This is a genomic window from Desulfobacula phenolica (genome assembly GCF_900105645.1).
GTDB lineage: Bacteria > Desulfobacterota > Desulfobacteria > Desulfobacterales > Desulfobacteraceae > Desulfobacula > Desulfobacula toluolica.
In genome coordinates this window covers 217988-231538 of the sequence record NZ_FNLL01000005.1, presented here as the reverse complement: position 1 = coordinate 231538, position 13551 = coordinate 217988, and the positions used below count along the sequence as shown (strand labels likewise).

Genomic DNA, 13551 nt, shown 5'->3' with positions numbered 1-13551 from the left:
TGTTAACTTTGTGATTAACACTGTTAATGTTGTGAGGATAACATGGATATTGGAAAACAATGGCGTCATATTATTGATTCGGTCCAGGACGGCATCATTATTGTTGATGAAAAAGGGTGTTTTGTTGCAGCGAACCAGACGGCCCAATGGATCACCGGTTATACTGAAGAAGAACTCAAAGGCCAATCCTGCCGGATTTTGAATTGCACGGGCTGTAAAATTATCGGAAAAGGCAAAGGGAAAAACTGGTGCGGACTTTTTTCCCAAGGCCTTATCAGGGAAAAAAAATGTTTGATTACCAACAGGCAGAACAGGACCATACCGATTATAAAGAGTGCAACCGTATTGTTTGATGATAAAAAAGAGATTATAGGTGCTGTTGAAACCCTTAAAGACATATCTGAAAATATTAATTATAAAAATGAACTGGCATCCATAAAAAGAATGTATCATATTGATGACGGATTTCATGGCATAGTTGGAAGAACACCGGTAATGCAGAGTCTTTATGAACTTATAGAGAGTGTGGCCTCACAGGACACGCCGGTAATGATTTTAGGGGAGAGCGGGACCGGCAAGGAGATGGTTGCCAAAGCCCTTCATGAAACCGGGGAAAGAGCATCAAAACCTTTTGTTAAAGTCAATTGTGCTGCTTTAAGTGAACATATTCTAGAAAGTGAATTGTTCGGCCATGTAAAGGGCGCATACACGGGTGCGGACAGTGACAGGGTAGGGCGGTTTGAAGCGGCCCACAAAGGAACTATTTTCCTGGATGAAATCGGGGATATTCCTCTTTCAGTCCAGGTAAAACTGCTCAGAGTTCTGGAAGAAAAAATGATTCAGCGGGTCGGTGCCAATAAATCCATTCAGATTGATGTCAGGATTATTACGGCTACAAATAAAAACCTTGAACAATTGATTAAAGACGGATTATTCAGGGAAGACCTGTTTTTCAGGATCAATGTTTTCCCGTTGACTTGTCCGCCTCTTCGTCACCGTAAAGATGATATTACGCTGATTATCCAGCATTTCATCAATTTTCATGCAGAAAAGACAGGGAAAAATATTTTGGGAATTACGCCGGAAGCCATGCGCTTGATGGTGGCATACCCCTGGCCCGGTAATATCAGGGAATTGAGAAACAGTATAGAGTATGCATTTGTCCTGGCAAGAGAGAAAAGCATCGGGCCGGAGCATTTGCCGGAAAAAATTATTAGCCATACATCTGGAGAAACCGGATCATTAAAATATTTGGCATCCAAAGATACGGTTTTCAATGATCCGACCTTTGAGGATACGATCAAGTTAGGGCTGTCTGAAAAAGAAAAGCTTCTTGATGCGCTTCGCCAGACAGACGGAAACCAGAGTCGTGCTGCAAAAATTTTAGGCGTCAGCCGGATAACCGTGTGGAAGCGCATCAAAAAGTATGGAATACAACTTAAATGATTTTTTTGAACAGCTTAAAGGCTTATGGTTGCGGCATCACAGGCAAGATCAATCAGTTCGGCTGCTGTTGCCATTCTGCAGGAATCTGCAAGGTCTTTTTCTTCAATAAACCTTGCTTTAGCACAGGGAGTACACACAAGAATCGGGACCCCATGGGCCTGAAGGTGCGCCATTGAATCATCGGCAGAGTCTCCTGTGGCGGCTTTCAGGTTCTCTGTAGCTCCTTCTCTGGCAAGATAAACAGCTTCATCCAGCAAGAAGACAGTGACGTTTTTTCCTTTTTTCTGGGCCAGGGCGGCAAGAAAAAGTGCGCGGGTTGCGCGGTTCGGGTTGTCCGTGCCGCAGGCAAGTGTGATAAGAACATTGTCGGTCATGGGATTCTCCTTTGATAAATGTAAATAAAGAATTTTTTATGCGAGGTTATTATTTTATCATAAATTACCTTTAGTCATAAATGAACTTTAATTGTCTGTAAAGCACACAAAGTGGTACTTGACTTTTGAAATTCTGTAAATTGTGCTATTATTTTTGAACTGTTAACTTTTTGTTAATATACCGGGTTCAGTGTGCTGTTCAAGGCAATAGGGCTGAAAAAGGTAATAATTGGCAAAACAACATGATATTGCAGGCACAAAGATCACAGAAAATTGTTTTGTAATGGAAAATAATTTTTGGCACATTTATTGCTAAAAGTTTGTTGCTAAGTGGCTTGGCGATATGTGATAAAATTGAATTCAAATTTGAAGGATTAAAACATGAAAAAAGAGAACATACTTGTTGTTGCTATTGTTTGTATTGCTGTTGCTGGTGTCTTTATGTACAACAACTCTAAATCAGGTAGCATGACGGGGTTTTTCCCTTCTAAAGTGTCTGGCAAAGCTGAATTGTCCGGCCAAAATGGGGATGGGTCAACTATTGCCTGGCAGGATTACAATCAAGGCATGGCCATGGCAAAAACACAGGGCAAACATGTTTTTTTATACTTTCATGCAGACTGGTGTACATATTGCCGGAAACTCAAGAAAACAACCTTTAAGGATGAGGCAGTGTTAAGCTATCTAAGGGATAATTTTATCAGTATTGCAGTTGATACTGATAAAAATCAGAAACTTTCCACACAATGGAAGGTCAAGGGACTGCCAACCCTATGGTTTCTTGAACCGGATAATTCAAAGATCAGCAGTATCCCGGGATATGTTGATAAAAAACAGTTTTTAAACATTTTAAAATATATTCATACCAAAAGTTATAGCAAAATGACGTTCAATGAATTTGTCAAAACTCTATAGGAGCATGCAATGACCACAAGGAAAATAAGGCCCAAGATTTCGCGCAGAGCATTTTTAAAGGGCTCAATTACGGTGGCTGGATCTGTGGCAGCGACCGCGAGCATTGCCAGGGCCGCCAGGTCCTTGTCCGGTGAAAAAAAAGAGCCTTTGGCAACCTTGATTGACATCAGCAAATGCATTGGGTGCGAAGAGTGTGTCTATGCATGCCGGCAAGCCAATGAAAACAAATACCCAAATCCTGAAAAACCATTTCCCAAAATGTTTCCTGACAGGGTTCTTGTGGAAGACTGGTCAGAAAGAAGAGATGTGACCGATCGTCTGACGCCCTACAACTGGCTTTTTATCCAGCATGCATCTGCCACTGTCAATGGTGAGCAAATTGAACTGACCATTCCTCGGCGATGCATGCACTGCGAAAATCCTCCCTGTGTCAAATTGTGTCCCTGGGGGGCCTTAAAACAGGAAGAAAACGGTCTTTCAAGGATTGATTCAGACCTTTGCCTTGGCGGTTCAAAATGCAAAAAAGTCTGTCCCTGGGATGTGCCGCAAAGACAAACAGGTGTCGGGCTTTATCTTGATCTTTTGCCTGCCTTTGCCGGAAACGGGGTCATGTACAAATGTGACAGGTGTTACAATCGGCTTGAAAAGGGCGAAGTGCCGGCCTGTATAGAGGCCTGTCCGGAAGATGTTCAGACCATCGGGCCGAAAAGTGAAATTTTGAAAAAAGCACATTCCCTTGCAAGAGAGATGAACGGCTATATTTATGGTGAACACGAAAATGGCGGAACCCATACCATTTATGTTTCTCCTGTCCCTTTTGATCAATTAAACCAGACGATTGAAAAATCAAAAGGCAAACCCCATTTAAATAAAGTCAAGAATATGATGGCAAATGGAACCAATCTTGCCAAAGCCATGTTGATTGCGCCCATAGCCGGTGTTGCAGCCGCATTTGGAAAATTTTATCTGAGTGCAAAGGAGGATAAATAATGAAAGTTGCCAGAAAATTAAAACACTATATTTATGGTGTCACCCTTGTTTTTATTACCTTGTCCGGTTTTGGGCAGATGCCAATTTTCAAGCGATATTATATAGCGGACATTCCGGGGCTGGGTTGGCTGGCCCGCTTTTATGTGACGCATATGGTTCATTATATTGCCGCCATTGTATTGATTGCTCTTGCCACATATGTTGTATTTGATTTTATTTTCAAAAGATCAGGATTCAATCGAATTACCGGGTACGGTTACTTTAAAACAGGAATAATTGCAGGATTGATTGTCACCGGGGCCTTTATGGTGGTTAAAAATCTTTCCCATATTTATTTTGCGCACACCACAATTATTGCTTTGGATATTGTTCATTTAAGCCTTTGTGTGATGTTATTGATAGTGAGTTCATATACTTTGATCCTAAAAAAGAGGTGGGTAAGCTAAAATAATCTGAATTAAAAGATTCTTGGTTTGGTGGGGACCAATTTTCAAATCTGTTCTTTTTGTGTGAAGGCTATTTTATCTGCCAGGTTGAATAGGGATTTTTAATCAGGTTGGAATTAAAGTATCCCGAGTCATGAGTGACCTCTTTTCCAATCCAGTCGGGTTTTTCAAACACCTGATCAACAGAATCCAGCTCTATTTCAGCAACCACAAGTCCCTGGTTGTCTCCTGAAAATTGATCGATCACCCATTCAAAACCTTTGAATTCAACATGATACCGGGTCTTTTCGATCAAGGGTTCTTTGCAGAACAACTGGAGCATCTCTTTTGCATCCTGTTGCGGGACGGGATATTCATACTCTTTTCTGGCGGCATTGCAGGTTATACCCTTGATAGTCAAAAATGCCTTGTCTCCTGCAAGGCGAATTCTGACAACTCTTTCTTTTTCATTTACCATATACCCCTGGCGGATAAGGGTTCCGTTGGTCAAAAGCGAGGATGGAAGATACTTTAAAAGAAATTTTTTTTCTATTTCAATGGCCATTGTTAACTCCCCCTGTTAAATATAGTTAATTTTTTTTGTTTTTATAAAAACCGTTCAACTCCGTTCCGATTGTTGATATATGATATGGTGCTGTCATAATTTAAATATGCATTCAAATCAATGGGAGAGATTGAATTTGGCGAATATTGATAAAAAGCCCATCATTTTATTGACTGATTTTGGCCGTCAGGATTCATTTTCAGGGGTTTTAAAAGGGGTTATTGCCTCTGTCAGCCCGGAATCAAAAGTAATTGATCTGAGCCATGAGGTAAATCCCCAGGATATCCTGCACGGCTCTTTTTTATTGAGTACATCCTGTTCATATTTTCCCAGGGGAAGTGTGTTCTGTTGTATTGTTGATCCAGGTGTGGGCTCAAGCCGCAAAGGGATCTGTATTCAGACCCAAGATTATTATTTTGTGGGCCCGGATAACGGCTTGCTCTGGAAAGCCGCCAGTGACAATAAAATCAACCGCATTATTCATCTTGCCAACAAAGCTTTTTTTTTAGATTCAGTGTCAAGTACGTTTCACGGCAGGGATATCTTTGCGCCTGTGGCCGCCCATATTTCAAAGGGGATTGAAGATATTTCAACTTTAGGCAAACCCCTTGAAAAATGTGTTGAATATCATTTTCCAAGAATAGACAAAACTGCCTTTTCAATGGAATTGACCGTTATTCATATTGATTGGTTTGGAAACGTGATCTTGAATCTTAAAGAAACAAAATTCAGACAATTTGTGCAGAACAAGCGGTATTGTCTTAAAATCAATGGTATCAGGATTGAAAAAACAGTGAGCAGTTATTCTTTTGCCCAAGAGGGTGAACTGTTTCTCATCGGATCATCTTCCGCTTATATGGAGATTGCTGTAAAAAATTCCAGTGCAGCACAACGGCTTGCGGTAAAACGTATGGATAAAGCAATGCTGGTTATTGTTGATCCATAATACTCAAATTTTCAGATATGGTTATTCTTATTCCATTCTTGATAAGTTAATCCAATTATGTTAGGCGCTTGTTATAAACAAAAAAGTAAAAGAAAAGATTAAAGTTTAAAACAGAAAGTTAAATTTGATAGGAGAAATAAATGTTTAAAATCGGCATTATCGGTGGATCAGGGCTTGATGATCCTGATATTTTAAAAGACCCGGAAAAACTTGATATCTCCACGGAATATGGAGTCCCTTCTTCCTTTTTGTTGTCCGGGAAGATAAATGATGTCGAGACTGTTATTCTCAGCCGCCATGGCCGGAATCACCAGTTCAGCCCCACCCAGGTAAACAACCGGGCCAATATCAAAGCGCTTCAGCATGCAGGGGTTACCCATATTATTGCCACCACGGCCTGCGGCAGTTTGCGTGAACAAATAGACCGGGGGCACCTGGTTGTTTTGGATCAGTTTATTGATTTTACACGATTCAGGAAGAACACCTTTGCAGACTCATTTGAGAATGGTGCCGTTCATACCGCCATGGCTCATCCTTTTGATGAAGGATTGCGCAAAAAACTTTATGAAACCGCAAAAAAACTGGATTTAGAGGTTCATGACAAAGGATGCGTTGTTACCATCGAAGGGCCTAGGTTTTCTACGGTTGCGGAATCAAAGATGTTCAGAATCTGGGGAGCGGATGTGATCAATATGTCAACAGCCCCAGAAGCCATGCTGGCAAATGAAGCCGGTATCCCTTATGCTGCCGTTGCCATGTCAACGGATTATGACTGCTGGAAAGAGGATGAAGCGCCTGTTACCTGGGATGAGATCCTGGCCGTATTCAATCATAATGCCGATAATGTAAAAAAACTGCTTGTAACGGTTGTACAGGGATTAAAATAAGCAATAGTGAACATAATAATAGTGAAAAACATAATATTATAGTAAAGGAAAAAATAAATGGATGTTAAAACGACAATAAGAAGCATACCTGGATGGCCAATTGAAGGCGTTGTGTTCAGAGATCTGACTACATTGATGCAAAATCCTCAGGCCTATGGTCAATCGTGTGATATCTTGTATGAAAGGTACAAGGACCAGGATGTTGGAAAAATAGTCGGGATTGATGCCAGGGGGTTTGTCTTTGGTGCGGTTTTGGCCTATAAACTGGGGATCGGGTTTGTTCCGGTCAGAAAAAAAGGCAAGCTGCCCTGGAACACTATTGAGGAAACCTATACCCTGGAATACGGAGAAGATACTCTTGAAATTCATGAAGATGCTGTTGAAAAAGGAGAGAAAGTCGTCATTGTTGATGATTTGATTGCCACCGGCGGAACGATCGGAGCAACAGTTAAGCTGGTAAAAAAACTGGGCGCAGATATTGTTGAATGCGCCTTTGTTGTTGAACTGCCGGAGTTGAAAGGCAGAGAACAGATTCAAGGTTGCAATGTATTTGCCATCACGGAATTTGACGGCGAATAATGATAAGTTTCCGGGCAGGATAAATTTTTTTTTCTGCCCGGTTGTTTTTTAAAACATGAGGCCGGGAAGAAACAAGGCAATTTGTGGAAAGGCGATCAACAGAGCCAGTATAAAAATATCGCAAAAAATAAAAGGGGCAATACCCTTGAAAACATCCGTTAAAGACACCTGGCCTTCTGCTGCGCTGGCCGCAACATAAACATTCATCCCTACGGGGGGTGTAACCAGTCCTATTTCCGTAACCTTTATCACGATAATAGCGAACCAGATCGGGTTGAAGCCAAGGTGGACAATTACGGGAAAGACAACCGGAAGTGTTATGCAAAGAATTGCAACGGCGTCAAGAAACATACCCAGAACAAAGTACATGATCAGAAAACCCAGCAAAATCATCGGCATGGGAATTGTAAGCTCACTCAGGTATGTGGCAAGGTTTACCGGTATTTGAGTGACACTGAGAAATCGTCCGAACACAATGGCCCCGATGATCACCAGAAAAATCATGCCATTGGTTCTCATGCAATCCATAAGCGCCCCCAACAGGTTGGCACCACGAAAGCCTTTGTAAATGAACACAATGATAAGAGCGCCGAAAGCGCCAATACCACCGGCCTCAGTGGCTGTGAACCACCCTGCAAAGATGCCGCCCAATACCAGGCCTACAAGAAAAAAGATAGGCCAGGTCTGTGCCAGAGATATCAGTTTTGTCCGCCTGTCAAAGCGTTCTGTTGTTATTGGTGCCAGATCTGGATTTCTTCGAACCCTGAAATAAATTAAGACGGCATAGGAAACAGCAGTAATAATCCCCGGGATAATGCCTGCCATAAAAAGTTGACCAATGGATTCTTCCGTGAAAATAGCATATATTATCAAAAGGCCGCTAGGGGGCATCATGGTGGAGAAAGTCCCTGCCGCAGCAATGCTACCGATGGCAAGTTCCTTATTGTAATTGCGTTTCAGCATTTCCGGAAGCGCTACTTTTGTGAAGACACCTGTCGCAGCAAGAGATGAGCCGCATGCAAGTCCGAAAAAGGCTGAGCCGAAAGTGCTTGCAATGGCAAGCCCTCCTCTTACCGTGCCGATCCATTTTACCATGGCATCGTAGGCGATAGCACCAAGTCCTCCATTGGCAGCCAATGCTCCCATAAGCAAGAACAGAGGCAAGGGGGTAAGATCATATGCAGATGCCACGGCAAACGGAGTTGTGCCCAGGATATTCAGTCCTCCCTGAATCCCTAAAAGCACGACACTGCCCAGTCCGCCGACCAAAATCAGGACTAATCCTACATGGAGACCGCTCAATATAAAAATGAGTAAAACAACAATTCCCAGGACACCGGTAAGAGTCGGATCCATACCTATAACTCCTTAGTAATCAATTTTAGTTGCATAGTGATCTGTCATGGCCGTTAGTTAAGAAAAAAGCTTCATTATAAATTTCTTTTTTTCGACGGTCTCATGGTTTGGCTCTCCGACCGCCTTTGAGTCCTTATGATACTCGCCAGGCTTACCATCAACTGAATAAAAAAGGCAAAATATCCTATGAAAGCAGCCGCCTTTGCGGGGTATACAGGCACTTGCACTTTTGCTCCGGGCAAAGTCTCTCGTATGCTCCAGGAACTTATCATGTCAAGGCCTACCTGCCATGTGATGACGGCAACCACACCTACGGCGGTTATATAAACGATGATATCCAGGAAGGTTTTTAATTTTTTGGGCAAACGGGCAGCTACAAGTTCAACCCTGACGTGTTTTTTTTCTTCCTCACATGGGGAAAATCCCAGGAAAATTGCCAGTGCCAGGAATATACCCTCAATCTCTATTGCGCCTTCAATTGAACTTCCCCAAAAAAGGCGGTTAGAGACTTCGGCAACAACCAGTAACATCATGGCACCGATAAGTATTCCTCCCGCTGATCCAAACATTTTATTCACTATTTTCATGGCTTGAGGAACCTCCTGTACCATATAAACCTTTTTGTATTTTAAATTTGTGACAGGCAGCTATTCCGTATACTTTCTGATGAGATTCTCCGTTCGTTCAAGCAGTTGTTCAGCACCTGAAACACCCTGTTCCCTGGCAGAGGTTATCCATTTTATTTTGCTTGGTCCTTGTGTGACTTCTGCCCAGTTCTTGATTTCTTCTTTGGATACTTGGAAAATATTACACCCGTTAGTCTTCATATTCTCGATGTATTCCTTTTCCAATTCCCGGATTTTTTCATCCTGAATCCGGCTATATTCTCTGCCGACCTCGGAAATGATTTTTTTTAAATCAGCCGACAGATTGTTCCAGGTATCTAAATTGATTGTTACCAGCCCTATTGAACCGACAAACTGTGGGATTAGCAACAAATGAGGATTTTTTCCGATTTCATATAACCGGTATTTGTAATAAGACGTCAGGGGCGTATAATTGGCATCCACAGCACCTTTTTGCATGGCTGAATACACTTCGGAACCTTTGAGAAAAACAATTTTTGCGCCAAAATCACCCATATGCAAAGCATCATATCCTCCTGCACACCGAACACGCTGCTTTTTGAGGTCTATCAGGGATTTGATGGGTTTGGATCCGCCCACGCTGTGCATGCCAAATACCCGAATTGCCACAACTTTCTGGTTCCATTGTTTCAGTTGCTTTTCCATCTCAGGAGAGTGGTCGTAAAGCTCCCAGAAAAAACTTCCCCGCCTGGCAGGTGATACCGGACCCTGAACAAAGGGTTCGGCCACTGTCCAGGTTTGTAATTCTTTTGGAAAGTAGGGAACAAAAAGATAACCCATATCAGCAGTGCCTCTCTGGATTCCTCTGAGAGTTTCTCTTGCTTTGATAAGCGTCCCGCCAAAGTACTGCTGAAAATTTACATCTTCTTTTGATCTTTTTGTAATCTCGTCCATCATCCAAATAGCGGTCTGCGCTCCCATTCCCCTTGGAGGATTGTAGCTTGCATAGCGAAGAGTTATCTTCTTTGCCATGGCAGAAGGGGCAAAAAATAAAATTAATGTTCCGATTATCAATGCTATGGCCATATTTCTATGGACATTGAAATGACTTTTTCCCCAGTTCATGTCTTTCTCCTTTTTCGGTTTTTCTTCTTTTAAGCATATGATTTTCTTTTGAATAACCTGAAGGAAAATCAATAGCTTTATTTTAGTAATTGTGCTGATTCATTTGAATGTTTTATTTGTATTTAGTAATCAACCGACTGAAAAGCACTCTAATTAAAACATTTTTTGAGCGACATTCAAACACATGGGAATTTGGCTGTCAAGCAATAGCTGTTCTGGGAATACCTTCAAAAACACTCATTTCCCCGAATATTTCACCTGGATTAGCAAAAGTAGCAATGGGAGTACCATTTTGTACGGCATCAAAAACACCTTTACCAAATTTGCATTCAAGTTTTTTGCCATAAAAAATTCCTAAAGCCTTATTACATAGATTTGAAAGGTATTATATACGTCTTTTTTGTCTGATGTAAACACGACCTTGTCAAAAAGATGTAATTTGTTTTCAAATACAAGGTGTGTCCGTGTTCAGGTTTAATGATTTAAAAATATTCTTTAGTTTTGTTTTTTGAGGCCTTTGAAGTGTTTTTATGTCTAAATTTTATTCCTATGGTTTTATTTTATTTTATTTGATTTGCAATACAAAATATTGTAGGTTCCATTTTTTTGAAATAGCCTGAAATGTTAAACTCATTAAGGTCTATTTCAGTTTTGGACCTTATACATGATCTTATAGAAGTGGAGTTGGCAGATAAATTTTTATACCTGATATCCGTTAACCGTCGTTGATAGTAATTTTGAGATGTGGTATCGTGAATAAAAATAATTTTTCAGGGAGATGCTATGAAAATAAGTGTTACTTTTAATAAGATTGATTCCTCAGATTCCTTAAAATCTTACGTTCAAAAAAAAATGGATAGATTTGATAAAATGCTTGATCATCCGGCAGAAGCTCATATTGTTCTATCCGTTGAAAAAATACGACATATAGCTGAAATAAACCTCAATTGTGATAAATTAAGGATTCATGCAAAAGAAGAATCTGAAAGTATGTATTCATCCATTGATGCAATGGCAGACAAAATAAAACTACAGATCACAAAGCATAAAGAAAAAATAAGGCAGCATCTGTCTGGAAATAAACAGAGCATTAAAGATGATTCAACAGAATTTAATTCGCCGTCAAGTTCTTCTGATAGCGAGATGACTGACCAAATAAGCGAATAGACGCAATTATTGTTCAGGGAATTGTCAGACCTTTGCGGCAATTCCCTGAATAATACTGCAGGTTAACTATTGTCAGTTCAATAATATGTCTTTTTTGAATTGAAAATTTTAAATCATATCCTTAGAGGTCAGACGTCTAATCCCGCCTTATAACCTTGATGAACAGCATCAAATGCCAATGCGATCTGTCTGGCATCCCCGACAACTTTATAGTCCTTATTCAAGCATTTTAGTATTGATTCAAGAGGATTGTTCGGTGCAGAACCGGCAGCTACGACAACAGTATCAGCATCTATTTCATGCCTGTTGCCTGCTTTTTCAATTTTCAGACCTCTGGGTGTAATCTCTATAACTTTGCTGTCAGTCATGGTCTTTACATGATGTCTTTCAAGATCCTGCATCATAACCCACTTTGTTGATTTTCCTATATTTTTGCCCACCTTGTCCAACATTTCGATTAGAGTGATTTGTTTGGTGCCACAGGTTGCCATTTCAAATAGAGTCTCGGGGTCTTCAGCCCTGTTTACAAGAAGAAATTTTACTATTTCAGCCGATAAAGTCCCTTTTTCTGCAAGGAAAAGGGCGGTTTCAACCCCAACGGCACCGCCTCCTATAATGGCAATTTTTCTGCCGGTACAGACATTGTCCTGCAGAACATCCCATGACTTCACAACATGGGGAAGATTTATTCCTGGGATGGATGGAACAACAGGTTTGGCACCGGTTGCAAGAATGACGGTGTCTGGATTTTGTTTTTTGATCAGTTGTTCATCCACTTTTGTTTTTAAGGCAACAGGTATGTTTTTTACGGAAATCTGGGTTTCAAGATCTTTTGCAAGTTGTGCAAATTCTTCTCTTCCCGGAGGGGCGGCTGCCAGGTAAAGTTGTCCTCCAAGCCTGGTGCCGCTTTCATAAATGACAACATCATGGCCTCTTGAGTGTGCCGCAAGGGCGGCTGTCATTCCGGCAACACCGCCTCCTGCCACAAGAACCTTTTTGGGATAACTTATTTTTTTAACAGGTGTTGCCCCTTCATGGCCTGCTAATGGATTACACAGACATTCCACATGTTTTAGCTTAAAAAGGTTGTCAAAACATCCTTGGGCGCAAGCAATGCAATGGATGATTTCATTTTCCCTGCCGTGTCTTGTTTTTTCAGGAAGCATTGGATCTGCAATAAGGCTGCGGCCCATGGCCACCATATCACAGAGACCGTCATCAAGCATCTGTCTTGCAGTTTTAGGGTCATTAATTCTGTGGCTGGCAATGACAGGTATGGTTACGTCTTGTTTGATTCCTCTTGCAAGATATGCAAACGCGCCCCTTGGAACAGATGCCACTATCTGGGGGACTCTTGCTTCGTGCCATCCCACATTGATGCAAAGAGCATCAGCAAGGCTGAAGGAAAGAGCTTTTGCATATTCCATGATTTCATGCCTGGAATTTCCGCCCGGCATGAAATCATTGCCGTTCATCCTGACAATCAAGGGGAAGTCTTTCCCCACCGAATCCCTTACAGCTTGAACAACTTCAATTCCAAATCTCATCCTGTTTTTAAAACTGCCGCCATACCGGTCGGTCCGGTGATTGGTTAAAGGAGAAAGAAACTCACTGATTAAATATCCGGTTCCGCTTAATACTTCAACCGCATCAAAGCCTGCTGTTTTGACCCGTGATGCAGACTTGGCAAATGCTTTAACCGTTTTTTTTATCTCATTAACCGTCATTTCTTTTGGAATTTCTTTGGTCAGTCTTGAGGCAATGGGAGAAGGCGCTACCGGTTGTTTGCCTTTAAGAAAAGAGGAAAAGTTATATCTTCCTGCATGATTTATCTGGATTGCAGCAAGCGATCCGTTCTCTTTGATCGCTTTTGAAAGTCGTTTAAGCCCTGGAATGAATTTATCGTTATGTGCGCCTATCGTTTGTGTATTGCCGGAAAGTTCATCAACTGTTGCATAACCCGTACAAATCATGCCGGCACCGCCTTTGGCCCTCAGGGCATAAAAATCAATAATCTGATCTGTAATTTTAAAATCTTGAGCCATTCCAAGGTGCATTGCAGGCAGATAGATCCTGTTTTTAATGTTGAGAGTATTGATTGTGATAGGTTCAAAGATGGGGTCTCTCATCGTACCTCCTATACCTGATGTTATTTTGTTTAACAGTTGTTTAACTATTTGAACGTCATA

General features: G+C 41.3%; 14 protein-coding genes. 8 read left to right on the top strand and 6 right to left on the bottom strand.

Going from position 1 to position 13551, the window contains the following annotated elements:
• Positions 1-42 precede the first annotated feature (42 nt).
• Positions 43-1446: a sigma-54 interaction domain-containing protein gene (locus BLT94_RS10030; protein WP_092233511.1), complete on the top strand. Its 1404-nt coding sequence runs from the start codon at positions 43-45 to the stop codon at positions 1444-1446.
• Between the two features lie 14 nt (positions 1447-1460).
• On the opposite strand, the gene BLT94_RS10025 is transcribed toward BLT94_RS10030, so the two are convergent.
• Entirely contained in the window at positions 1461-1820 is a 360-nt protein-coding gene (locus BLT94_RS10025) for a DsrE family protein (protein WP_014957269.1), read from the bottom strand.
• A gap of 381 nt (positions 1821-2201) precedes the next feature.
• Between BLT94_RS10025 and BLT94_RS10020 the strand changes: the two genes are divergently transcribed.
• Genes BLT94_RS10020 through BLT94_RS10010 form a run of 3 tightly spaced genes read left to right on the top strand, consistent with a single transcriptional unit; the run spans position 2202 to position 4171 of the window.
• Entirely contained in the window at positions 2202-2735 is a 534-nt protein-coding gene (locus BLT94_RS10020; RefSeq protein WP_245743079.1) for a thioredoxin family protein, read from the top strand.
• Between the two features lie 9 nt (positions 2736-2744).
• The gene (locus BLT94_RS10015) at positions 2745-3725 is read left to right on the top strand and encodes a 4Fe-4S dicluster domain-containing protein (RefSeq protein WP_092233508.1); all 981 of its coding nucleotides are present in this window, start codon (positions 2745-2747) and stop codon (positions 3723-3725) included.
• A complete protein-coding gene (locus BLT94_RS10010; RefSeq protein WP_092233505.1) occupies positions 3725-4171 on the top strand; it encodes a hypothetical protein in 447 nt (148 codons plus the stop codon). Before BLT94_RS10015 ends, BLT94_RS10010 begins: the two co-directional genes overlap by 1 nt.
• Before the next feature lie 70 nt (positions 4172-4241).
• Here BLT94_RS10010 and BLT94_RS10005 read toward each other — a convergent pair whose 3' ends face one another.
• Complete coding sequence (locus BLT94_RS10005; RefSeq protein ID WP_092233503.1) at positions 4242-4715, bottom strand: CYTH domain-containing protein; 474 nt, start codon at positions 4713-4715, stop codon at positions 4242-4244.
• 136 nt (positions 4716-4851) lie between these two features.
• On the opposite strand from BLT94_RS10005, the gene BLT94_RS10000 reads away from it, so the two are divergent.
• From BLT94_RS10000 to BLT94_RS09990, 3 genes are all read left to right on the top strand, one after another.
• Positions 4852-5661, top strand: a complete 810-nt coding sequence (locus tag BLT94_RS10000; protein ID WP_092233500.1) for an SAM hydrolase/SAM-dependent halogenase family protein — start codon at positions 4852-4854, stop codon at positions 5659-5661.
• Between the two features lie 140 nt (positions 5662-5801).
• Positions 5802-6548 (top strand): S-methyl-5'-thioadenosine phosphorylase, encoded by a 747-nt coding sequence (mtnP, locus tag BLT94_RS09995; RefSeq protein WP_092233498.1) that lies wholly within the window; start codon positions 5802-5804, stop codon positions 6546-6548.
• A gap of 57 nt (positions 6549-6605) precedes the next feature.
• Positions 6606-7127, top strand: coding sequence for an adenine phosphoribosyltransferase (locus tag BLT94_RS09990; RefSeq protein WP_014957276.1), 522 nt, complete (start codon positions 6606-6608; stop codon positions 7125-7127).
• Positions 7128-7175: 48 nt separating this feature from the next.
• Here BLT94_RS09990 and BLT94_RS09985 read toward each other — a convergent pair whose 3' ends face one another.
• The 3 genes from BLT94_RS09985 to dctP form a co-directional block, all read right to left on the bottom strand.
• The gene (locus tag BLT94_RS09985) at positions 7176-8483 is read right to left on the bottom strand and encodes a TRAP transporter large permease (RefSeq protein WP_014957277.1); all 1308 of its coding nucleotides are present in this window, start codon (positions 8481-8483) and stop codon (positions 7176-7178) included.
• 74 nt (positions 8484-8557) lie between these two features.
• Positions 8558-9070, bottom strand: a complete 513-nt coding sequence (locus tag BLT94_RS09980) for a TRAP transporter small permease subunit (protein WP_175530317.1) — start codon at positions 9068-9070, stop codon at positions 8558-8560.
• Positions 9071-9130: 60 nt separating this feature from the next.
• Entirely contained in the window at positions 9131-10195 is a 1065-nt protein-coding gene (gene dctP / locus BLT94_RS09975; protein WP_092233492.1) for a TRAP transporter substrate-binding protein DctP, read from the bottom strand.
• A gap of 783 nt (positions 10196-10978) precedes the next feature.
• On the opposite strand from dctP, the gene hpf reads away from it, so the two are divergent.
• A complete protein-coding gene (gene hpf, locus BLT94_RS09970) occupies positions 10979-11362 on the top strand; it encodes a ribosome hibernation-promoting factor, HPF/YfiA family (protein WP_014957281.1) in 384 nt (127 codons plus the stop codon).
• Positions 11363-11490: 128 nt separating this feature from the next.
• On the opposite strand, the gene BLT94_RS09965 is transcribed toward hpf, so the two are convergent.
• Positions 11491-13491, bottom strand: coding sequence for an oxidoreductase (locus tag BLT94_RS09965; protein ID WP_092233489.1), 2001 nt, complete (start codon positions 13489-13491; stop codon positions 11491-11493).
• Positions 13492-13551: the final 60 nt, after the last annotated feature.